Origin of the sequence: Streptococcus koreensis, assembly GCF_003627135.1 — a bacterium.
GTDB classification, from domain to species: domain Bacteria; phylum Bacillota; class Bacilli; order Lactobacillales; family Streptococcaceae; genus Streptococcus; species Streptococcus ilei.
In genome coordinates this window covers 937339-958544 of the sequence record NZ_CP032620.1, presented here as the reverse complement: position 1 = coordinate 958544, position 21206 = coordinate 937339, and the positions used below count along the sequence as shown (strand labels likewise).

The following is a 21206-nucleotide window of genomic DNA, read 5'->3' as shown; positions in this document are numbered from 1 at the left end:
CAATGGAGCCAATAGTAAAAGCCCCCGGAACACAATTGAAACTTATGTTCCAGGGGCTTTTAGTTTTTTACCAGTAGAAATCTCAGATAAAACGAGGCAACTTACCTCTTTAACTCTCGATCATGCTATGTAAAGACCATTTCCCTGTTTCTTCATATTGCCTTATTAATTCTTGAGAAGTTTGAGTGATTTCTGAAGGGAAATGGAGGCTTTTCAATGTATTGACCGCATTCTTCGTTACTGCAGCCCCCTGCTTTATCTGATAATCAAAGACGATTTCCCCGTCGACATAACGACTATCAAAATGATAGTTATCATTTACTGCACCAGACGCCGCGACTAGCTCAATATCATGACTTGAAATCATATACAAGCAATCATGTCTAGATAGCCAGCGGACAATCCCCAAGCCAGATCCAATTCGCTCAATGGTATTGGTACCCTTAAAGAGTTCATCAATAAAGAAATAATGAAAGCCAGACTTTTCCAGACTCTCAATCATTCGGAGAATCGTTTTGCTCTCTGTAATAAAATAACTATCGCCAACCTCAATATCATCGCTGACATCCATAGAAGTCATGACATGTCCATAAGAAAGCTCCAAACTTTCGCCATAGGCGAAGCCCAAGCCCTGAGCTAGAATACAGTTAATGGCTACCATTTTTAGATAAGTAGATTTCCCTGAGGCATTATCCCCACTAATCACCATATTTTTTTCAAAACGAACGTCGTTAGCAACCGGATCCGTTAGTAAAGGATGGTAGACTCCCTTACCTTTAATCCCGACTTCTTGTTTAAAGCTGGGATGACAGACCAAATCAACATCACGCTTATGGCGTAGAAGGCTGATGGCTACTTCCAATTCTCCCAAAAGATTGATCGCTTCCTGAGCTTCTTTCTGATGAATCCTCACTTGCTGATAGATATAAACTTGAGCAATCTGCGGAATTAAGAAAAGAAAATTAAGGTAAATCAGAATAATTTCCATATCTGAGCTTCCTGTTGGACTTTGTAAGATTCCGGAAATAACTTTCGTCTTCTTAAATGGTTGGACAGCCTGTTTGAGGGCTTCTTGTTTTGGAATCGCTAAATGGCTAAGCTTTTCCGTTGAGGCAAAGATACGAACCAAGTAACTAACTCGATCCAAGCGCATTTTATTCGACCAATTCCGAATGCTCGAAAAAATGATATTGAAGGTCGCACTCGCCACCAAGACCATCATCGCTTGAATTTTAAAAAATGGAAGGAAGAAAAGCGAGAAGACCGGCAAACAGGCTAAGAAAATATAGAGAGAAAGATAGATCTTCGAATCCTGTTTCCCTGGATTAGCCACAATACTTCTAGCCATATTGTGGTTCTTTTTTCCTAATTGGTTCATGACAACTTGAACCTCGAGACGAAGATCAGGGTGATGGTCAAAAAAATCCTCTAACTCCTGCAAGGATGCTTCTGGTTGAAATTTAATCAAACGCATCTTCTGATACAAGGCCTCAGCCCCTATACTAGACTGTGTATAATTCAACTGATCAAAGACTCTATAGAGGTCCAAATCATGCCAAGTCTGACCGTCTACTTGGCTATCTGTCGGTTGGAGTGCAGAAGCCAAGAGCATTGTTTCCGCTAAACTTTCTTCACTATCTTTTTTTATGAAAAAAGGTTTACCCTCCCAAGCCTTGGCTAATTTTTTTCTCAGAAGAATCGTTGATAGCTGATTTGTTAGAGTCATAACGATGATCAGTCCAACAAATCCAATTGGTAACCATCCAAGTTTGTCCATTCCTTAATTCGCCCCTTCCTATTGCCAATTCAAATTCACACGTTCTTTCACTTCCTGGTAGGCTGTATCGACACGCGCCTTTGTTTCATCATTCAATTGATCCCGATACTTGCCTCCTTCAATCCAGTCCTCCAAGACATAAGTCTGGAAATGATAGAGTTCATAGCCTTCAGGAGAATAACTGCCCTTCGGCGTCCGGTTGACCCAAGTAGGATGAGCTGTTGCTGTTTTGATCCGGGTCTTACGCCCTACCTTCTCAATGGTGATATCCATCAGAACACCCCGTTCCGTCCATTGAGCATTTTCTATCCCTTCCATGGTTTCCAGTCGCTGATTCGAAAGAAAATTCCCCATAGAATAAATGATCAATTTCTGTTGTCCATCCTTATCCACAATCTCGGCAGGTTGGACGACATGAGGATGGCCACCCAAGACAATATCAGCTCCCCAAGAAATCATCTTATGATATAGCTCCTTTTGTTCCTCTGTTGGCTCTAATTCATATTCAATCCCCATCTGAGGCATGACAATGGTAATGTCCGCTTCCATCTCAGCTTTTTGGATTTCTTGACGCATCCGCTCCTCATTGAGATCCGATAGACGATTGTCATAGTCCTCTTGTTCCAGATTATACTCCATCCCATTAAAGCCGTAGGAATAAGCCAAAATCGCGATCTTGATTCTATTTACTTCCTTAATCAGGATAGGGGCTTGACCTCGCGTCTCATGCGGATAGACACCAACCGTTTGGATCCCCGCATCTTCGAAGGCTTTCGCAGTCGAAAACAGCCCTTCCAAGCCAGAATCGAGGATATGGTTATGTCCCAGGTCCATCACCTGATAGCCCGCATCCTTGATCGAAGCAACTACCTCCCCAGGGGCATTGAAAATCGGATATCCAGAAAGGCCATAATCCGAATTGATAGTACCTTCAAAATCCCCCAAAACCAGATCCCCTTGCTTCAACCATTCCTGAGCATAGTGATAATTCTCAGAAAAATCATAGCTTCCATCTTCCTTGGCTGCACTCATATAAATCAAGTCATGGTAGAGTTGATCCCCATTTGCCATGATCCGAGCGGTATGCGGTAACTGATCCGGATGGATTTCTTCTTGTTTTTCAACAACTTCCGGCATCTCTAGTGCTGTAATGGGAAAGCCATTCCATTTTTGAACCCATAAGACCAGATTTGCAGCCGCAAATACTGTAATCAGCAATCCATAGACAAACTGTTCGTTGGTCAAGCGGAAAGCTGTCACCTTTTCCAATCCAATATCAAGCCAGTCATTAAGCATCGTGAGGATATCTTTCCCGACCTCACTCCATCTCTTTAGGAGATCCTTCCAATTCTTCATCTTCTTCTCTTCCTATCCATTTCTCTTGCTCTCATCAAAGGCCACTCCGTCATCTGGCAGGCCTTTTTTTCATTGTAACACAATTTTGACAAAAGAAAACAGACTGACCTAAACTTCCATGAATAGATAAACGGAGGGACTAAAGAAATTAAAAAAAGAGGGCTCAGGGCCCCCTTTCTCAATCATTCTTTTAGTGCATTTGCCTGAGTAGGTCCCCGTATCCCTCTGCCTCCATTTCCTCTTTAGGAATAAAGCGTAGAGAGGCCGAATTGATACAATAGCGAAGACCTCCTTGGTCTCTTGGTCCATCAGTAAAGACATGGCCGAGGTGGGCATTGCCTGAGCGGGAACGAACTTCAATTCGCTCCATCCCGTGACTATGATCCTGGTAATAGTGAACGACATCTTTAGCGATGGGACGGGAAAAACTCGGCCATCCACAGCCAGACGCAAACTTATCCTTGGCAAAGAAGAGAGGTTCCCCCGTCGTAATGTCTACATAGATCCCCTCTTCAAAGGTCTGATCATAGGCATTGTGGAAAGGACGCTCTGTCGCACTTTCTTGGGTGACTCGGTACTGCTCCTCTGTTAATCCTGCCTTTAATTCCTCCTGACTGGGCTTTGGATAGGCTGCCGGATCAATCAAGGGTTGGTCAGCATCTGTCACATCAATATGGCAATAGCCTCCAGGATTCTTCTTGAGGTAGTCTTGATGGTAGTCCTCAGCCAAGATATAGTGGCGTAACGGTTCTAGCTCAACTACGATCCTAGTTCCCAGTTGTTCTTCTTGCTCCGCAAACACTTGGGCGATCACCTCACGATCTGCCTCGTCTAGGTAATAGACACCCGTCCTGTACTGACGCCCTCGATCATTTCCCTGTTTGTTAATGGAGAAGGGATCAATTACACGGAAATAGTAGAGTAGAATCGCTCGGAGGGTAATCTTGTCTGGATCATAGACGACCTGAACGGTCTCTGCATGATCCGTTTCCTTGATCAATTGGTAATTGGTTGTTTCCACCTGGCCATTGGCATACCCCACCGTTGTCTTTTCTACACCAGGGATCCGTGAGAAATACTCCTCTAAGCCCCAAAAACAGCCACCTGCTAGATAAATCTCTGCCATCTTTTTTCCTCGCTTCCCGCATTCCCTACAAGGAACGCTTGACATCTATTAGCTCCATCATAATCCAATAGCCTCAGATTTTCAAGGATTCTGCATCAAAAATCCCTTCTACTGTACTAGTAAAAGGGATTCGGAGATGCTTATTTTTCAAATAAGAAAAAGAGCGAGTAACCAAGATTCCGTATAGATACTAAAAACTGATGAAAAAAATCATGCACGAGAGACATGTCACACACCTCCTCAATATTTCTTAAGCAAACACTCAGTGGCTTACAAGATCATGCTTGGTCCATATACCTGTAACTGAGATTTCACAGCTTCGTAATGCCAGTGATCGTAAGCCCGCCAGGCTTGAAAGGACTCTTCATTCAAACGAAGCCCACTCAAACCAATCAATAAACTCGCATTCTGATAAAACTTCTCCAACTCGATCAATAGGCGATTGTCTACCTGTCTTGCCCTCAATAAAACTTCCAAAATATGATTTAGATTTTCCTAAAATCGAAGGGCATCTGGACTGGGGATAAAGTCCCTAGAAAAGGCTGTTCGAAGAGTTTTGATCATCGTTCTTGCTTCTTGAATCACATCCCTTTCTCCCATATAAACCACCTTCCTTTTCACCTTCATTGTACACCTTTTTCTCTCTATAAAAATGAAATTTCTCTAAAACTAGGAACAGAATGTTCTCCATTGACAAGAATCCATGAAAAAATCCCCAAGCATCCACTTGAGGAAGTTCTTTTCGAAAGATTAGTCAATGTAGTGCAATTTCCCACGGAAATCTTCCAGGCTTTGGTAGCCTTTTTCTTCCATGATGGCTTTAAGCTCAGCTGTAATGCGGTCAAAAGCCACCACTCCTTCTTTATGAAGCGTGGTTCCGATTTGCACCATGCTAGCGCCACAAAGGATATGCTCAAAGGCATCACGACCAGTCAAGACCCCACCGGTTCCCACAATCTGAATCTCTGGATTCAAACGTTGGTAAAAGGCATGAACATTAGCCAGAGCAGTCGGTTTGATGTATTCCCCACCAATTCCACCAAAACCGTTCTTAGGACGAATCACAACGGATTCATCCTCGATATAAAGGCCGTTTCCAATCGAGTTGACGCAGTTGACAAACTTGAGTGGGTATTTGTTAAAGATCGTTGCAGCTTGATCGAAGTGGACAATATCAAAGTAAGGTGGTAACTTGATGCCAAGAGGTTTGGTGAAATAGCCAAATACCTCTGACAAGATCCGATCGGTCGTCTCAAAGTCATAGGCAATCTGAGGTTTACCAGGAACATTGGGACAAGAGAGGTTCAATTCCGTCAAGCCTTTAAAGTCACTGTCTTGCACTTTTTTTAGAATGGTATGGGTCTCTTCGGGAGACATGCCGACAAGAGATAGAAAGAAGGTCCGATCTGGATCGCTTTCTTGCAATTCTAACAAGTAATTCAAATAATAGTCCAAGCCTTGGTTGGGAAGGCCCATCGAGTTAATAGATCCTAGCGGCACATCTTGGTAGCGTGGCTCTGGGTTCCCTTGACGATACTCCAAGGTCGCAGTTTTCGTCACAAATGTTCCCGCAGCAGAATTCTTTACTTCTTCAAGTTCTGCAATTGTCATACAGGCTACACCCGCGGCATTCATCAGGCAGTTGTCAAACTCAAAACCTGCAATAGTTGTTTTTGTCGATACCATCTTCTACTCCTTGAAATAAATTCTTACAGTCATTATAGCATGAAAAAGAGGATGGATGGCTAAAAAAATAAAAAAGAGGAAGGATCGTCCGGAAATAACAAGACATTACTCGAAAAGGAGTAGATTTTCGCTCAAAAAAGGCTAAAAATCGTATCATTATTTCAACTGGAGCAAGTCCAAGGTAGGTATCTTTTTACCATCCTCTATTAGCTGTGGAAATTTTCTGAAAATTCAACTTTTTTCTTTACAAGTCAAAAAAAGTCTGTTATAATGTTCCACGTAATAAAACATGACATTGCTTCTAGCAGTGCCTCCAGATGCCAGTAATTAGCCAATTTGCTGGAAGTCGTTTCAATCAAAAAGGAGAAACAAGATGACAACTGCAAAAGAATATATCCAAAGCACTTTCGAAACCGTAAAAGCTCGCAACGGTCATGAAGCAGAATTCCTTCAAGCTGTTGAAGAGTTCCTTAGCACTTTGGAACCTGTATTTGAAAAACATCCAGAATACATTGAAGAAAACATCTTGGCCCGTATCACTGAGCCAGAACGCGTAATTTCTTTCCGTGTTCCTTGGGTAGACCGTGATGGAAAGGTTCAAGTGAACCGTGGTTACCGTGTCCAATTTAACTCAGCTGTAGGTCCATATAAAGGCGGACTTCGTTTCCACCCAACTGTAAACCAAGGGATCTTGAAATTCCTCGGCTTCGAACAAATCTTTAAAAACGTCTTGACTGGCCTTCCTATCGGTGGAGGTAAAGGTGGATCTGACTTCGATCCTAAAGGAAAAACTGACGCTGAAGTAATGCGCTTCTGCCAAAGCTTCATGACAGAATTACAAAAACACATCGGTCCTTCTCTTGATGTCCCAGCTGGTGATATCGGGGTCGGTGGACGTGAGATCGGATACCTTTACGGTCAATACAAACGCCTTAACCAATTTGATGCCGGTGTCTTGACTGGTAAACCTCTTGGTTTCGGTGGTAGCTTGATCCGTCCAGAAGCAACTGGTTATGGTTTGGTTTACTATACTGAAGAAATGCTTAAAGCTAACGGCGACAGCTTTGCTGGTAAGAAAGTCGTGATCTCAGGTTCTGGTAACGTAGCCCAATACGCTCTTCAAAAAGCAACTGAACTTGGTGCAACTGTCATCTCAGTCTCTGACTCAAACGGCTATGTCATCGACGAAAACGGTATTGATTTTGACCTTCTTACAGACGTCAAAGAAAAACGTCGCGCTCGTTTGACAGAATACGCTGCAGAAAAGCCAACTGCTACTTACTACGAAGGTTCTGTATGGACTTATGCTGGCAACTATGACATCGCTCTTCCATGTGCGACTCAAAATGAGATTAACGGTGAAGCAGCTAAACGCCTAGTTGCTCAAGGTGTTAAAGTTGTTTCTGAAGGAGCTAATATGCCAAGCAACCTTGAAGCCATCAAAGTCTACAAAGAAAATGGCATCCTTTACGGACCTGCCAAAGCCGCCAATGCTGGTGGGGTTGCTGTATCTGCTCTTGAAATGAGCCAAAACAGCCTCCGTCTTTCATGGACACGAGAAGAAGTGGATGGTCGTTTGAAAGATATCATGACCAACATCTTCAACACTGCTAAAACAACTGCTGAAACCTACGGTCTTGGTAAAGATTATCTTGCTGGTGCCAATATCGCAGCCTTTGAAAATGTTGCAAATGCGATGATTGCCCAAGGTATTGTTTAATTTGATTCTTTTGCCACACCTCTGAAACCCCTAGTTTCGGAGGTGTTTTTCTTGATAAAAAAAGAGAGTGGGACAGAAATCAGTAATTCGTTAGAATTCGATTTCGTCGTCCCACCTCCGCACAGTTGAGTAGGGCTGTAAAAGCTGATGAAATCAGCGTAGTAGAGGCCACTCAACCACTGCGTCTTGCTCGACAATCCAAAGACAATTGAGAGGCTAGGACTTTTGTCCCAGCCTCCTTATTTTTATAAATCATCCAAGGCATCTTTCACCTTATCAAAGAAGCCTTTTTTCTTTGGACTTACCTTGATATCACCAGCTTCCGCAAATGCACGAAGGGCTTCTTTTTGCTTGTCATTTAGACCTGTTGGTGTCACCACATTAACAGTTACATATTGATCTCCCACAGATCCACCACGCAAGCTTGGTGCTCCTTTGCCACGGAGGCGGAATTTCTTACCAGTCTGGGTTCCTTCAGGGATGACTAAGTCGACATCGCCGTGAACCGTTGGTACATGAACCGTATCTCCAAGAGCAGCTTGAACAACGTTCAAGTTCAATTTATAGTAGATGGTTGATCCATCCCGTTCGAATTTGTCGCTTGGCTCAACATTGACGACTACATAAAGGTCTCCGTACGGCCCCCCATTAAAGCCAGCTTCTCCTTGTCCAGAGAGGCGGATTTGTTGACCTGTTTCGACCCCAGCAGGGATTTTCACGCTAACACTGTGGGCTTGTTTCTCATGCCCAGTCCCATGACAGGTAGTACAAGGATCCTTAACTTCCTTTCCTCGACCATGGCAGACATCACAGGTGACTTGGCGACGCATCATCCCAAGTGGGGTTTGCGTATCCACATTGATGACACCCGAACCATGACAGCGTCCACAAGTTACTGGACTTGTTCCTGGCTTAGCACCAGTTCCATCACATGTCCGACAGCTAGCTTCCCGATGGTACTTCACTTCCTTCTCAGTTCCAAAGATGGCTTCTTCAAACTTGAGATTTACGCGGTACTGAAGATCATCTCCCTGACGTGGAGCATTGGGATTGCGACTTCCACCTCCACCAAAGAAGCTTGAGAAAATGTCCTCAAAGCCACCAAAGCCAGCGCCATCAAAACCACCGAAACCACCAGCTCCGCCACCGAAACCGCCAAAACCACCGTTGGCTCCTGCAGCACCGTATTGGTCATAAGCCGCCCGCTTTTGTTCGTCACTTAAAGTCTCATAAGCTTCTTGAACTTCCTTGTACTTTTCCTCAGCGCCAGGCTCCTTGTTGATATCTGGGTGATATTTCTTAGATAATTTCCGATAGGCTTTCTTGATCTCATCTTGAGATGCATTTTTCGAAACGCCCAAACGGTCGTAAAATTCAGTATTGTTCATGCAAGATACTAAGAGCGAACAGAAAGCGACTGAAATTTAGGAAACCGACAAGAAATCCTGATTTCTTAGGAGGTTTATCTAATTTCCAAGCTTTCCGCTCGAGTTCAATTTCTCGAACACTCTTTATCCTTTCTATTGATATTGTGAATCAAACCACGATTTAGGTCGGGTTCAATTCTTTTCTTTTACATTGAGTAAGAAACTTCAGAGCTCAGCTACAATTTACCAAACACTCCTTGTTCCTTTCTATAATTTTCATGTAAATCTTTAGAGAGTGTTTTCTATACTCTGCTTCACTTGATCAAACTCTTCATCCGATAGAGTAAACATCAAATCCTCTTCAGCATACTCGTTCTGTTCTTTAAAATAGTTGTCCGTATTCTCTGCCAACCCTAGACTTAGAATCACTTTCCTTGCAAACTCTTGATGTGCAAAACCGATAGCCGTAATGATTTGTTTATCTTGGACAATAACTTTCGGTTGGAAATTCTCACGTGGAAGAAATTTAAAATAGTCAAAGAAGTTTTGCCAAATTCCACCTGTAAATTTCGTTTCGTTCAACAAGCCTGCTTTCGCCAATAAAAGGGGCGCTGAAGAAATGGCTGCAATTAGGATATCTTGCCCATCAAGACTTCTCAAAAACGAGATCAATTTCTCATCTTGTAGAGCAGGACCTATATTTACCATTCCTGGCAAAATCACACAAGAATAATCTTCTATACGGATTTGATCCAATGTTTTCGTCGGTTGACAGGGCAAACCATCCTCAGAGACAACTATTGAATTCTCAGAAGCTACATAATCAATCGTGATATCAAAAGACAGAGCTAAAGTACTCGTTAAAGTGGTTATCTCATAAAGAGAAAAATTAGGATAAATAATACAAAGTACTTTTTTCATACGCAACATCCTCTATTTTACCGAAAAACAGAGGCTGGGTTGCAACCTCTGGATTTCTTCTTATACTCGCCTGATTTTCAAGCTCGGGATAAAATAGTCCACTGGACTATTTTATTTCTCAGTAAACTCTCCGTCTACGACGTCATCGCCTGCATTTCCTGTTGCTTGTGCGCCTTCTGCTCCTGCTTGAGCTTGTTGGGCTGCTGCAGCTTGTTCGTAGAGTTTCACAGCAAGTCCTTGAGCTTTTTCGTTCAACGCTTCAAGTTTTGCTTTCATTTCGTCCAAGTTGTTGTCTTCTTGGGCTTTCTTAAGCTCATCAAGGGCAACTTGGGCAGCATCACGTTCTGCATCGAAGCCTTTACCTTCAGTTTCCTTGATTGTCTTTTCAGTCGCAAAGATTGCTTGGTCTACTTCGTTACGAAGATCTACTTCTTCTTTACGTTTCTTATCTGCTTCAGCGTTTGCTTCTGCATCTTTCATCATGCGGTCAATTTCTTCGTCTGTCAAACCTGAATTTGATTGGATAACAATGGTTTGTTCTTTTTGAGTTCCAAGATCTTTCGCCTTAACAGATACGATACCGTTCTTATCGATGTCAAATGTTACTTCGATTTGTGGGATACCACGAGGTGCAGCTGGGATGTCAGTCAATTGGAAACGTCCAAGAGTCTTGTTATCTGCTGCCATAGGGCGTTCACCTTGAAGAACGTGGATATCAACGGCTGGTTGGTTGTCTGCTGCAGTTGAGAAGACTTGTGATTTAGATGTTGGAATTGTTGTATTTCGCTCGATGAGTTTTGTGAAGACACCACCCATTGTTTCGATACCAAGTGACAATGGTGTTACGTCAAGAAGGACAACGTCTTTGACATCACCAGTGATCACACCACCTTGGATAGCCGCACCCATAGCAACCACTTCATCAGGGTTTACTGATTTGTTTGGTTCTTTACCAGTTTCAGCCTTAACAGCTTCAACAACGGCAGGGATACGAGTTGAACCACCGACAAGGATTACTTCGTCGATTTCTGACAAGCTCAAACCTGCATCTGAAAGGGCTTGGCGAACTGGAACTTTTGTACGTTCTACAAGGTCACGAGTCAAATCATCAAATTTCGCACGAGTCAAAGTCATTTCCAAGTGAAGAGGTCCAGCCTCACCAGCAGTGATGAATGGCAAGCTGATTTGAGTTGAAGTCACACCAGAAAGGTCTTTCTTAGCTTTTTCAGCTGCGTCTTTCAAACGTTGAAGAGCCATCTTGTCTGTTGACAAGTCAATGCCGTTTTCTTTCTTGAATTCTGCAACCATGTGGTCGATGATTTTTTGGTCAAAGTCGTCACCACCGAGTTTGTTGTCTCCTGCAGTTGCCAATACATCAAAGACACCATCACCGAGTTCAAGGATAGATACGTCGAAGGTACCACCACCAAGGTCGAATACCAAGATTTTTTCTTCTTTGTCAGTCTTATCCAAGCCGTAAGCAAGAGCTGCTGCAGTTGGTTCATTGACGATACGTTCTACTTCAAGACCAGCAATTTTACCAGCGTCTTTAGTTGCTTGACGTTGAGCATCGTTAAAGTAAGCTGGAACTGTGATAACAGCCTTGGTTACTTTTTCACCAAGGTATTCTTCAGCGTAGCCTTTCAAGTATTGAAGGATCATAGCTGAGATTTCTTGTGGAGTGTATTCTTTTCCGTTAGCAGAAACTTTTTCAGAAGTACCCATCTTAGATTTGATAGAGATAACTGTATCTGGGTTTGTGACTGCTTGACGTTTTGCAGCGTCACCAACGATGATTTCACCGTTTTTGAATGAAACTACAGATGGAGTTGTGCGGTTTCCTTCTGGGTTTGCGATAATTTTGCTTTCAGTTCCTTCAAGAACTGCAACTGCTGAGTTTGTTGTACCTAAGTCAATACCGATAATTTTAGACATGTGTTTTTCTCCTTAAATTTTATCTTCTTTTTTTCTTTTTGATACTCTTCTTAAGTGGCGACGCCGTCAGAGCTTGACTTCGTCAATCTCTTTGACTAAACTTTGAGCCTAAAGACTCAAAGTTTGCGAAAATAGCGCCACGGCGAAGAGTATCGCCTTTGGTTCGCTTCGCTCACTATTGGTAAAGCTGAACCATTATTTATCTTTCTTTCATAGTTTATTGTCATTTCGGACAAGATAGCCTAGTTGTAGACAACCACCATGGCTGGGCGTAGGATCCGGTCATGGAGTTTGTAGCCTTTTTGGAAGACTTGTGCGATGGTATCAGCCGGATGCTCATCATCCGCTGGAACTGTTTGAATGGCCATGTGGTAGTTATGGTCAAATTCTCCGTCCGCTGCGATTTCTTCGATTCCTTCTTCTTTCAGAGCATGAATCAAGCTTTCTTGCACCATTTCCAAGCCTTTCTTCACATCATCTGTCAACCCTTCTACAGCAAGGGCACGTTCAAGGTTATCAAGTGATGGCAAGATTGCTTTTGCCAAATCTTGGCTACGATAGCGTTGCAAGAGCTGGCGTTCTTCATTGGCACGACGTTGAATATTTTGCATTTCTGCGTGGGCACGAAGGTATTTGTTTTCAAATTCTTCGGCACGCGCTTGTGCTTCTTCTAATTCAGAAGGTTGGTTGGTTTCCTCTACAACTTCTTCAGTTGTCTCGACAACTTCCTCTTCTTTCACGTCTTCTTTTTTGATTTCTTCTGTCAAGGCATACACCCCTTTCATTTGGTCTTAATTTACTTCATAATGGTTGCTGTTGAGGTAACGGTAGTAGTCCGTTAACTTCATGACCAGCACTCGGCCGATAACATTGACGAGGCTAATCACACGCCTGTAATCCATCTCTACGGGACCAATCACATGCATGAGGGCCATCCCACGATAAGGAACCAGGAATTTGTGACTAATCACGGTCACATTTTTCAAGGCCTTCTCTTGGGATTCAGCAACCAGGATCTGGGTCATTTGGTCCTCCGCCATCCCCCCTCGCAACTCAAGAGCTACGTGTTGAGGGTTATCTAAGAACTGATAAGTCTGAAGATCGGCGTAGGTTAAGGATGAAACCTTTCCTTCTACAAAGACCAGTTCTTGAAACAATTGCGAGAAGACGTAATCAAACAGATCCAATACATTGTCTGTCGTCTTAAAATAGCGCTGTACAATCTGTGGAATCTCCGTCCGCAAGCGGTAGTGGATATCCAAAACTGTATTTCCAATGAAACGTTCTTGAACCAACTGATGGAAGATTTCCAAGTCACTGGTTAAGAAATTCTTTGGAATCGCAAACTGGACGGTAACAGGCTTTGATTCATCCAAGGTCAGAACCGCTAAGGCATCGTGGTTGGATAATGGAACAATCTCAAAACCAGTCAAGCGCTGTCGTGTCGGTTCAACATCCTGAATGACTGCGGTGTAGCCCGTCATCTGGGCCAGCAACTTAGCCGTAGCATCCAAAATATCATCTAACTTAAAGGCCTCAAAATCAAAGGCTTTCACCACCTGGTAGACATCTTGTTCATCAATCAGCTCTAGGTCAAGTGAGTTCTGAACAAAATATTGAAAACCAGCTCGGCTAGGCATTCGGCCACTCGAAGTATGGGCTTTTTCTAATAAGCCTTTCTTTTCGAGGGCAGCCATGTCGTTTCGGATAGTGGCACTACTAGATTGAATGACATCTTGCAGTGCTTTTGAACCGACTGGTTCGTGGGTCTTGGTAAAGATATCAACGACAAGATTTAGAATCTCATTTTGACGTTCTGTAACCATGACCTCACCTCTCTTTCGTATTTAGCACTCTAAACACTCAAGTGCTAAACCATGATTCTATTATACACCCTCTCAAGAGAAAGTCAAGAGAAAAATCCAAAAAATTAGCACTCTTTTTCAAAGAGTGCTAAAAATCATTCTTAAGACCGATACTTGTCTAAAAAGCCTATAAACCTGCTTCTTTCAATTTTTGAATATATTCTTCTAAAACCAGCTGATGCTTGACCATATACTGGGCATTTTCTACACCAACGTAGCGAAAATGCCAGTTTTCATAGTCCACACCTGTAATCGCATTTTTCCCTTCTGGATAGCGGAGAACAAAACCATACTGGGGAGCCAAAGCAATAATCTGCTGGGCTACCTCTTCAGACTGTCCATTTGGAGCACTCATATCAATCGCAAGACCCGTCTGGTGCTCACTAGCACCTGGAACCTGTACTTGAGCTTGTGCTTGACCTTCTGCCTCCTCATGAGAAAGACCCGTAGCTTCTAACTGCGCTACCCGCTCATTATAGAGTTCTGTTTGCTCCTCCACACTTCGATAACCCGAAATCAAGGATTCTTCAGGCGCGACAGCTCTCGCCGCTGCTAGAAACTGTTTCGTTTGTTCTGCAATCCGACTATCCACCTTGATTTCTTCAACATCAACTAACTGAGGGTTCAGCTCGGCTAACTTGTTGTCCCGATTGACCAGGACTAGGTTCCAATCCTTGCTAGAAGCTTGGGGAAGGTCTGTTTTAGGTTTTTCTTCCTTTTTTTCAACTTTTTTTGGAGTGGTTGTTTCTACTTTTTTATCTTCAACAGAGCTCATATGAAGCCATTGAGGTTTCAAATAGAAAATACCCACTCCTGCTCCGATCAGACAGAGACCTAAACAACAGAGCACGATCCAGCTAACTTTCTTTTCTCTTTTCTTGGCAAGTTTGTATTTAGTCATGATCTTCCTCTAACAATTTTGCTCCAACCTGTCGGTATGACATATCTCCAACTGCTTCTAGTTTAAGTTGGCCATCCTCATACTCAATAACAGTCACACTACCATTGTCCAAGACCAATTCTTTAAAAGCTTTTGGATCAATCAGGTAAATCAAGGTGCTGATGGTCATCCCATGACTGACCACGATAGCATTGCCACCACCTTGAGACTCAACATCCTTGGCAATTGCCGTAAAACCTTCCAAAATTCGATCGCGAAGAGTTTCCCAAGACTCTGCCCAGCCTGCTGTATCCACTTCGACAATTCCTTCAGCCAACTCCATCAAGCTCAAATGATGGAAATCATCGACCCGAAAGACACGTGGCAGAACCCCCATAAAGAGTTCTCCATCGTAGGCGCCATCAAAGCTTCCAAAACACCATTCGCGAATACGCTTATCATAGCGATAAGGAATTTTACCTGTTAACCCTAATTCTTCTAGCACAATCCCCATGGTTTGAATGGTTCGACCAGAGTCACTGGACACAGCTTGTTGGAACTGGATTCCTGCTTGACGCAGACCAATCCCTAATTCATGAATCCCTCGTTCGCCAGCTTCCGTCAAGGGACTATCGGACCACCCTTGGGCGCGACCGATCGTATTAAACATGGTTTTTCCGTGACGGGCAATATACAATTTTGTCTTTGCCATTTCTATCCTCCTGCAATTGTTTTCTTCTTATATAAGATATCTTATTTTTTCACATCAATTTCTTCTGAATGGGCCTCTAACCAGTTAGCACCTAGCTTGCGATAAGATTCATCTCCGATGGTCTGGATCGAGAAGTGTCCATTTTCATATTCTACCAGGGTAACACTGCCATTTTCAACCCTTGGATCTAGCACAATCTCTGGATTTAAAATGCACACAAAGGAACCGATCGTCATGCTATGACTGACAACAAGAACATTTCCACCACCCTTAGCTTCAACTTCTTTCGCAATCTCTTCAAAACCATCTACAATCCGTTTTTTCAACACATCCCATGGTTCAGCCCAACCGGCTGTATCCACTTGGTAGATCCCATTCGCTAACTCTTCTAGTGTTAACTTCTTGTAGTCTTCTATATTCAGAACACGGGGAACGACTCCACGGAACAGCTCTCCTCCATAGGCACCATCAAAACTTCCAAAACACCATTCCCGGATCTTTTTGTTGAAAGTATAAGGAATCTGATCTGTGAGTCCAAGCTCGTCTAAAACAATCCCCATAGTTTGAATGGCGCGACCTGAATCACTGGAAACAGCACGGACAAAGTCCAAACCAGATTCTCTCAACCCAACCCCCAATTCACGGATACCTTCTTCTCCTTGAGTAGTTAAAGGCGTATCCGACCAACCTTGAGCACGACCTATCGTATTAAACATGGTTTTTCCATGCCGAATAATAAATAATCTTGTTTTCGCCATGTGATCTCCTTTTACGTTCTTCTATTATATCATTTTTTATAAGGAAACTGGCAGAGATGACCTCTAGATTCACTTTCACTAGCTTGGTCAATAGTAAAAGCCCTGAGCAATCATTATGCTCCAGGGCCATTTTTTAATTTTTAAAACTATGAACTGGGGCTGGAATTTGACCACCACGGGCAATAAAGTCAGCTGACGAAGCTTTGTTAACTTTCATAACGGGGGCAGATCCAAGAAGTCCTCCAAGTTCTAACATATCGCCTTCTTTTCCATAAGGAATAATCCGAACTGCTGTGGTCTTTTGGTTGATCACTCCGATAGCCGCTTCATCGGCAATCATAGCTGCAATGGTCGTATCCGGAGTATCAGCTGGGATGGCAATCATATCCAGACCGACTGAACAGATGGCAGTCATGGCTTCCAATTTTTCCAGGTTGATATGACCCGATTGGACCGCTGCAATCATCCCCTCATCTTCTGAGACTGGAATGAAGGCACCTGACAAACCACCAACTTGGTTACAAGCCATGATGCCGCCTTTTTTCACTTGGTCATTGAGCAGAGCCAGCGCTGCGGTTGTCCCGTGGGTTCCTACTACTTCAAGCCCCATAGCTTCGAGGACACGGGCAACCGAATCCCCAACAGCTGGCGTTGGCGCGAGAGACAAGTCTACAATCCCAAACTCCACACCGAGACGTTCACTAGCCATTTGACCAACCAATTGCCCAACACGAGTAATCTTGAAAGCAGTCTTCTTAACGGTTTCAGCCAATACATCAAAGCTTGCACCTGGAACTTTTTCAATCGCCCGTTGGACAACACCAGGACCAGAAACCCCAACGTTGATGACAACATCCGCTTCACCGACACCGTGGAAAGCCCCTGCCATAAAAGGATTATCTTCTACTGCATTAGCAAAGACCACCAGTTTCCCTGGCCCCATCGGATCTGCTTGGGAAGCTTCTTTAATGATACGGCCCATGTCTCGGACAGCTGTCATATTGATCCCTGTCTTAGTGGAACCAATGTTAACCGAAGAGCAGACAAAGTCCGTCTCTGCTAGAGCGCGAGGTATGGAGTTGATAAGGATTTCATCCCCCTTTTGGTAGCCTTTTTGAACCAGGGCTGAGAAGCCACCGATAAAGTTGACCCCAACTTCTTTAGCCGCACGATCCAGCGCCTTGGCAAAGGGCACATAGTCTGTCGCATTGGTTGCTGCTCCAATAATGGATATAGGAGTGACCGAAACCCGCTTATTCACAATCGGAATGCCGAGTTCTGCTGCAATCTCATCCCCGACAGCTACTAAGTCCTTGGCCTTTGTTACAATCTTCTGGTAGACTTTTTCAGCCGCCTTATCGATATCTGGATCAATACAATCTAGCAGTGAGATTCCCATGGTGATGGTCCGAACATCAAAGTTCTGCTCCTCAATCATGGCAATGGTTTCTGTTACCTGTTTAATGTCCATATTTCTACCACCTCACTCTTACAAATTGTGCATGGCATCAAAAATCGCAGCGCTCTGGATATTGATTTTTACATGAAGAGACTGACCGAATTCTTCTAATTCTGAACGAAGCTGTGTGAAATCTTTTTTCTCATCCGATGTCACGACCGCCATCATAGTGAAGTACTCATCCAATACGGTCTGTGAAATATCATCGATATTGAGTCCCAACTCTGCCACTTTAGTCGCAACACCTGCTACGATTCCTTTTTGGTCTTTTCCGACAACTGTAATAATTGCTTTCATTTCACTGCTCCATTCTATTTATTTGCTTCCATTGTAGCATATTCCCCTTAAAATCGCTTAAATGTTTTAGAAAAGGTTCGGTTTTACAAATAAAAATAAGACATCCAAGAGAATCTCTTGAATGTCTGTAAATCTGAATAGCATGATCAATCAACGGATGGCTCAAGCGATGTTTCTTAAGGTAGCGGCTGAAGATAAAATCAAAAGGTAACTAGCAATCCCCGAAAGATGCAAGAAGGTCGAGATCCATCCGGTGATCATTGGTAGTAGCATCAGGATAGATAGAAGGATTAAGAAAAGATAACACAATTTTACGGTGCATGAAAATTCTTTCCATATCTTAGGCAGAAGCATGACTCCTCCAGTTGTAAAAGCATAACCAACCGCAGAAATCCCCGTCGCCTGAATTTTTTGTCCCAGTGTTAAGAAGTGAAAGGCGATAGAGGAGATGACTGTCGCAGTCAGAAAAACAAACAAGACATGCTTGGAGCCTCTTTTCCTTTCCAGCAGTCCACCAAAAGGAAGAATCATGAGCCCATTCAAAAACAGATGTAGCCATAAAAACCAGAGGGGAGCGCCTTTACTTCCATGCATCAAGGTTCCACTCAAATACTGCCAATGATATACTGGTTGTGAATGAAAGGCCAATAGGTCGTAGATAGCATCCCCATAAATAGAAGTGAGAACTCCTAAAAATAAACAAATGAAAGTTAAAATACTGACAACAGGGTAGGTTTTTAAGATGTTTTTCATGTTGCTAATTCTCTTCTATATACTTCTCATTTTAAAGTTCATCATCTATGACTATTATACTACACTCCGATTCCTAATTTACCATTTTATGCCACCTTCAAAGACAATAGATATTAAACAAGAAAATGCCAATAGATATAGTTGTAGACGAAAATCCAGATTGGTTTCCAAAAAGTGAGAAAATTGCTAAAGGCATGCAAGAAGATGGGCAACCGGATATCTTTAGATTTCTTATAGACAGCAGCGAAGAAGAGCCCCGAACAGAAATAAAGAGCAAAGGTGACAGGATCCCGATATTGATGAATCAGATGAAAGGCCGCAAAGAGAAAGCCCGAAAGTAAAACATCTAAATGGAATTTGCTTTCTTTAAAGAAGACATTCATCAGATATCCTCTAAAAATGAATTCTTCTATCATAGGAGATGTAACGGTTGCCAGGACAAAAAACAGAGTAGCCGAAATGCCGGGGCCATTTAGATAAATAGAGGTTGGCAATTTGGTTTGACGAACAACAGGAACAAGCAAATCTTGAAAAGTTTGCAACACCCATCTTTCAAAAAAGAACCACAAAAACACCAAAGCAAAATACGCCAGATAGGACCACTTCCATTTCTGTTTGTTTGAACAGGTGGCTATCTTCTGTCTTTTAAACCAAAATAGAATGGCGATGAGTAGCAAAGAGTAGAGAATCAAATACATGAAATAAAGAAAACTTACATCACCATTGAAAACTCCGGTTAAGTAGATACCAAGGCCATCGATTCCAAAAACAAATAGATATAACAGGAGTAGTAAAGCGACTCCATGTCTAGCATATTTCATATCATCCTCCACCAACAAAAAATTTTTAGCCGATACTCATTAAATTGCGAAGAAACTTCGCATTTCAAGTGGTCCAATCAACTTACGGTAATATTCCCAGCCATTCGGACCACCTGAAACTGGGGGTGGCCCCATATATATAGTATTAAAAATCGCACCACCAGCTACTGTTGAAAGAATATCGCTATCTAAACCATCAAATTGTTCCAAAATCTTTGTATTCATTATGAATATCTCCTTATATTTATTAGATTAAAAAATATTGTCTAGTTGCAACTTTGACAATTTTAGTATAGCACACGAAAAAATCTTTAAATCAACAAACTCCTAAATTGTACCTTTTTGAACAGAAAGTGGCATCTTCTTTTGTTTTTTACTCCACTTTGATAGGAGAAAACAGCCGTTTAGATTTTCTAGCCTGACGATTCTACAATATATTATCCCTTAATCATCTGGACGATTTTGCTTTGAAGTAGCTGAAAACTGAAGTTTTTTCAATTAGAAAACAAGGCAGTAACTTATTCATCCCTCTTTTTCACGATATCGTAAGGACTCACTCCAACTTTCAGAATACCGTAGCGAATATTTGACTTTCCATTTCAGAGGGTATATACTTATATTAATCTGAACTAAATAGTTTTAATTTTTTAAATGAACTGTCTTGAATTCAGATTAAAAAACTATTTACTTAACGGAGGTGGCGCTATGTCATTAGAAGATAAATTAAACCAAGTTAAAGGTTCTGTTAAGGAAGGTCTCGGTAAAGTAACCGGCGACACAAAAACAGAAGCTGAAGGCGTTGCTGAAAAAGTTGCATCAAAAGCTAAAGAAGTTGCCGAAGATGCAAAAGAAGCTGTTGAAGGAGCTATCAACGGTGTGAAAAACATCCTTCACAAAGACGATAACTAATTTTTAACGTTCTAGAGCTACTCTATTTTCTACCGTCACGTTTGATTGTGGAAGATAGGGTGGTTTTTGTTTATCTTTGATTTAGTTTGGGTATAGGAAAAAACACCTCGAAAGGTGCTCTTTGTAAGTATTGTAGTTCTTTCGAAGAACGTTTACTAAATTGTGATGCTTTACGGGCCATTTTCAAGCCTGGTTTTTATAACCGATGCTAGTTAGCCATTATTTTTAGTCTTTTTCAAGATTTGTTGTTTAAAAAACCATAGATAACATTAATAATCATCAGTAGCGGGGCAAAAGGAATGAAATTTGGAAAAAGATAACCAACTAATAATATGAGTACTAGCTGCAATCCATATAATAGTGCCCACCGATAAGGTATCTTTTTTTCTTCAGCTGATAACGGTCTTTGACTCGTCTTGATCACCATTGCTGTCATAATTATCCAAGCTACATCCCAAAGGGCAAGAACGATGAGGTAAAACAGGAGAAAGGCAAAATTAGCGGAATGCTGTCCAATCCCTCGAGTCGCTAAGGGAACAAAACTAGCTGTTAAAAGCCAAAAACTATTGGCTCCAAATAAACGAAAGCTGACATGATCTACTAATTTGTAGAGTTCATGATAATATAGCCAGACTGCCATATTTGCAAAAAACTAGTAATGTAGATAAAAAGCATGGGTAGCATGCTTCTAAGTCCTGCTACGGTCAATTCATTAGGTAACTGTAACTCCAAGGCCATAATTGTGACAATAATGGCCAATATAGCATCTGACAAAGCTTCTACTCTTTGTTTTTCCATTCTGTCCTCCTAATGACTGCTTTTTTCTAATGGCTGAGAGGGAGTTTCTAACGGCTGTGCTGAGGG

Annotated in this window: 22 protein-coding genes; 2 read left to right on the top strand and 20 right to left on the bottom strand. The window is 42.3% G+C overall.

The features are described from left to right. Positions 1 to 109: 109 nt before the first annotated feature. The 5 genes from D7D50_RS04940 to D7D50_RS04920 form a co-directional block, all read right to left on the bottom strand. The gene (locus tag D7D50_RS04940) at positions 110 to 1777 is read right to left on the bottom strand and encodes a MutS-related protein (RefSeq protein ID WP_117744668.1); all 1668 of its coding nucleotides are present in this window, start codon (positions 1775 to 1777) and stop codon (positions 110 to 112) included. A gap of 18 nt (positions 1778 to 1795) precedes the next feature. Beyond that, positions 1796 to 3073: a CapA family protein gene (locus tag D7D50_RS04935; RefSeq protein ID WP_227877770.1), complete on the bottom strand. Its 1278-nt coding sequence runs from the start codon at positions 3071 to 3073 to the stop codon at positions 1796 to 1798. A 250-nt stretch (positions 3074 to 3323) separates the two neighbouring features. Then, positions 3324 to 4259 carry a peptide-methionine (R)-S-oxide reductase MsrB gene (msrB, locus tag D7D50_RS04930; RefSeq protein ID WP_120701643.1) on the bottom strand — a complete coding sequence of 312 codons (936 nt, stop codon included), beginning with the start codon at positions 4257 to 4259 and terminating at the stop codon, positions 3324 to 3326. Positions 4260 to 4529: 270 nt separating this feature from the next. Then, positions 4530 to 4724 (bottom strand): hypothetical protein, encoded by a 195-nt coding sequence (locus D7D50_RS10245; protein WP_227877765.1) that lies wholly within the window; start codon positions 4722 to 4724, stop codon positions 4530 to 4532. A gap of 285 nt (positions 4725 to 5009) precedes the next feature. Further along, a complete protein-coding gene (locus D7D50_RS04920) occupies positions 5010 to 5945 on the bottom strand; it encodes a dihydroorotate oxidase (protein WP_120701642.1) in 936 nt (311 codons plus the stop codon). Between the two features lie 373 nt (positions 5946 to 6318). Between D7D50_RS04920 and gdhA the strand changes: the two genes are divergently transcribed. After that, positions 6319 to 7665: an NADP-specific glutamate dehydrogenase gene (gene gdhA, locus D7D50_RS04915; protein ID WP_120701641.1), complete on the top strand. Its 1347-nt coding sequence runs from the start codon at positions 6319 to 6321 to the stop codon at positions 7663 to 7665. A gap of 245 nt (positions 7666 to 7910) precedes the next feature. Here gdhA and dnaJ read toward each other — a convergent pair whose 3' ends face one another. The 13 genes from dnaJ to D7D50_RS04845 all read right to left on the bottom strand — a co-directional run bounded on the left by dnaJ (position 7911) and on the right by D7D50_RS04845 (position 19658). Continuing rightward, positions 7911 to 9053, bottom strand: a complete 1143-nt coding sequence (gene dnaJ, locus D7D50_RS04905; protein WP_023027240.1) for a molecular chaperone DnaJ — start codon at positions 9051 to 9053, stop codon at positions 7911 to 7913. 267 nt (positions 9054 to 9320) lie between these two features. After that, positions 9321 to 9953, bottom strand: coding sequence for a DJ-1/PfpI family protein (locus D7D50_RS04900; protein ID WP_120701640.1), 633 nt, complete (start codon positions 9951 to 9953; stop codon positions 9321 to 9323). Between the two features lie 111 nt (positions 9954 to 10064). After that, positions 10065 to 11888, bottom strand: coding sequence for a molecular chaperone DnaK (gene dnaK, locus D7D50_RS04895; protein WP_120701639.1), 1824 nt, complete (start codon positions 11886 to 11888; stop codon positions 10065 to 10067). 242 nt (positions 11889 to 12130) lie between these two features. Next, positions 12131 to 12673 (bottom strand): nucleotide exchange factor GrpE, encoded by a 543-nt coding sequence (gene grpE / locus D7D50_RS04890; protein WP_023027243.1) that lies wholly within the window; start codon positions 12671 to 12673, stop codon positions 12131 to 12133. 6 nt (positions 12674 to 12679) lie between these two features. Beyond that, positions 12680 to 13714 carry a heat-inducible transcriptional repressor HrcA gene (gene hrcA, locus D7D50_RS04885; RefSeq protein ID WP_023027244.1) on the bottom strand — a complete coding sequence of 345 codons (1035 nt, stop codon included), beginning with the start codon at positions 13712 to 13714 and terminating at the stop codon, positions 12680 to 12682. Positions 13715 to 13880: 166 nt separating this feature from the next. Further along, positions 13881 to 14654: a M15 family metallopeptidase gene (locus D7D50_RS04880; RefSeq protein WP_120701638.1), complete on the bottom strand. Its 774-nt coding sequence runs from the start codon at positions 14652 to 14654 to the stop codon at positions 13881 to 13883. Next, a complete protein-coding gene (locus D7D50_RS04875; protein WP_023024350.1) occupies positions 14647 to 15345 on the bottom strand; it encodes a histidine phosphatase family protein in 699 nt (232 codons plus the stop codon). The genes D7D50_RS04880 and D7D50_RS04875 overlap by 8 nt, the downstream gene beginning before the upstream one ends. 41 nt (positions 15346 to 15386) lie before the next feature. Continuing rightward, entirely contained in the window at positions 15387 to 16103 is a 717-nt protein-coding gene (locus tag D7D50_RS04870) for a histidine phosphatase family protein (protein WP_120701637.1), read from the bottom strand. Between the two features lie 133 nt (positions 16104 to 16236). Continuing rightward, positions 16237 to 17574, bottom strand: coding sequence for a PFL family protein (locus D7D50_RS04865; RefSeq protein WP_120701636.1), 1338 nt, complete (start codon positions 17572 to 17574; stop codon positions 16237 to 16239). A gap of 18 nt (positions 17575 to 17592) precedes the next feature. After that, on the bottom strand, positions 17593 to 17859 hold the full coding sequence (locus tag D7D50_RS04860; protein WP_006595627.1) for an ACT domain-containing protein: 267 nt from the start codon (positions 17857 to 17859) through the stop codon (positions 17593 to 17595). 162 nt (positions 17860 to 18021) lie between these two features. Further along, entirely contained in the window at positions 18022 to 18612 is a 591-nt protein-coding gene (locus D7D50_RS04855; RefSeq protein ID WP_120701635.1) for a rhomboid family intramembrane serine protease, read from the bottom strand. A 113-nt stretch (positions 18613 to 18725) separates the two neighbouring features. Then, positions 18726 to 19154: a CPBP family intramembrane glutamic endopeptidase gene (locus tag D7D50_RS10240; protein WP_227877764.1), complete on the bottom strand. Its 429-nt coding sequence runs from the start codon at positions 19152 to 19154 to the stop codon at positions 18726 to 18728. A gap of 318 nt (positions 19155 to 19472) precedes the next feature. Beyond that, positions 19473 to 19658, bottom strand: coding sequence for a hypothetical protein (locus D7D50_RS04845; RefSeq protein ID WP_120701633.1), 186 nt, complete (start codon positions 19656 to 19658; stop codon positions 19473 to 19475). A 480-nt stretch (positions 19659 to 20138) separates the two neighbouring features. On the opposite strand from D7D50_RS04845, the gene D7D50_RS04840 reads away from it, so the two are divergent. Beyond that, positions 20139 to 20342 (top strand): CsbD family protein, encoded by a 204-nt coding sequence (locus D7D50_RS04840; protein ID WP_021154436.1) that lies wholly within the window; start codon positions 20139 to 20141, stop codon positions 20340 to 20342. Between the two features lie 235 nt (positions 20343 to 20577). Here D7D50_RS04840 and D7D50_RS04835 read toward each other — a convergent pair whose 3' ends face one another. After that, positions 20578 to 20982 (bottom strand): DUF1211 domain-containing protein, encoded by a 405-nt coding sequence (locus tag D7D50_RS04835; protein WP_227877763.1) that lies wholly within the window; start codon positions 20980 to 20982, stop codon positions 20578 to 20580. Then, positions 20943 to 21140 (bottom strand): TMEM175 family protein, encoded by a 198-nt coding sequence (locus tag D7D50_RS10235; RefSeq protein WP_227877762.1) that lies wholly within the window; start codon positions 21138 to 21140, stop codon positions 20943 to 20945. The genes D7D50_RS04835 and D7D50_RS10235 overlap by 40 nt, the downstream gene beginning before the upstream one ends. Positions 21141 to 21206: the final 66 nt, after the last annotated feature.

Coding starts and splice junctions, on each gene's coding strand:
- D7D50_RS04940 (WP_117744668.1), bottom strand. CDS start 1,777: ATGGACAAACTTGGATGGTTACCAATTGGATTTGTTGGACTGATCATC.
- D7D50_RS04935 (WP_227877770.1), bottom strand. CDS start 3,073: ATGCTTAATGACTGGCTTGATATTGGATTGGAAAAGGTGACAGCTTTC.
- msrB (WP_120701643.1), bottom strand. CDS start 4,259: ATGGCAGAGATTTATCTAGCAGGTGGCTGTTTTTGGGGCTTAGAGGAG.
- D7D50_RS04920 (WP_120701642.1), bottom strand. CDS start 5,945: ATGGTATCGACAAAAACAACTATTGCAGGTTTTGAGTTTGACAACTGC.
- gdhA (WP_120701641.1), top strand. CDS start 6,319: ATGACAACTGCAAAAGAATATATCCAAAGCACTTTCGAAACCGTAAAA.
- dnaJ (WP_023027240.1), bottom strand. CDS start 9,053: ATGAACAATACTGAATTTTACGACCGTTTGGGCGTTTCGAAAAATGCA.
- D7D50_RS04900 (WP_120701640.1), bottom strand. CDS start 9,953: ATGAAAAAAGTACTTTGTATTATTTATCCTAATTTTTCTCTTTATGAG.
- dnaK (WP_120701639.1), bottom strand. CDS start 11,888: ATGTCTAAAATTATCGGTATTGACTTAGGTACAACAAACTCAGCAGTT.
- grpE (WP_023027243.1), bottom strand. CDS start 12,673: ATGAAAGGGGTGTATGCCTTGACAGAAGAAATCAAAAAAGAAGACGTG.
- hrcA (WP_023027244.1), bottom strand. CDS start 13,714: ATGGTTACAGAACGTCAAAATGAGATTCTAAATCTTGTCGTTGATATC.
- D7D50_RS04880 (WP_120701638.1), bottom strand. CDS start 14,654: ATGACTAAATACAAACTTGCCAAGAAAAGAGAAAAGAAAGTTAGCTGG.
- D7D50_RS04875 (WP_023024350.1), bottom strand. CDS start 15,345: ATGGCAAAGACAAAATTGTATATTGCCCGTCACGGAAAAACCATGTTT.
- D7D50_RS04870 (WP_120701637.1), bottom strand. CDS start 16,103: ATGGCGAAAACAAGATTATTTATTATTCGGCATGGAAAAACCATGTTT.
- D7D50_RS04865 (WP_120701636.1), bottom strand. CDS start 17,574: ATGGACATTAAACAGGTAACAGAAACCATTGCCATGATTGAGGAGCAG.
- D7D50_RS04860 (WP_006595627.1), bottom strand. CDS start 17,859: ATGAAAGCAATTATTACAGTTGTCGGAAAAGACCAAAAAGGAATCGTA.
- D7D50_RS04855 (WP_120701635.1), bottom strand. CDS start 18,612: ATGAAAAACATCTTAAAAACCTACCCTGTTGTCAGTATTTTAACTTTC.
- D7D50_RS04845 (WP_120701633.1), bottom strand. CDS start 19,658: ATGAATACAAAGATTTTGGAACAATTTGATGGTTTAGATAGCGATATT.
- D7D50_RS04840 (WP_021154436.1), top strand. CDS start 20,139: ATGTCATTAGAAGATAAATTAAACCAAGTTAAAGGTTCTGTTAAGGAA.
- D7D50_RS04835 (WP_227877763.1), bottom strand. CDS start 20,982: ATGGCAGTCTGGCTATATTATCATGAACTCTACAAATTAGTAGATCAT.
- D7D50_RS10235 (WP_227877762.1), bottom strand. CDS start 21,140: ATGGAAAAACAAAGAGTAGAAGCTTTGTCAGATGCTATATTGGCCATT.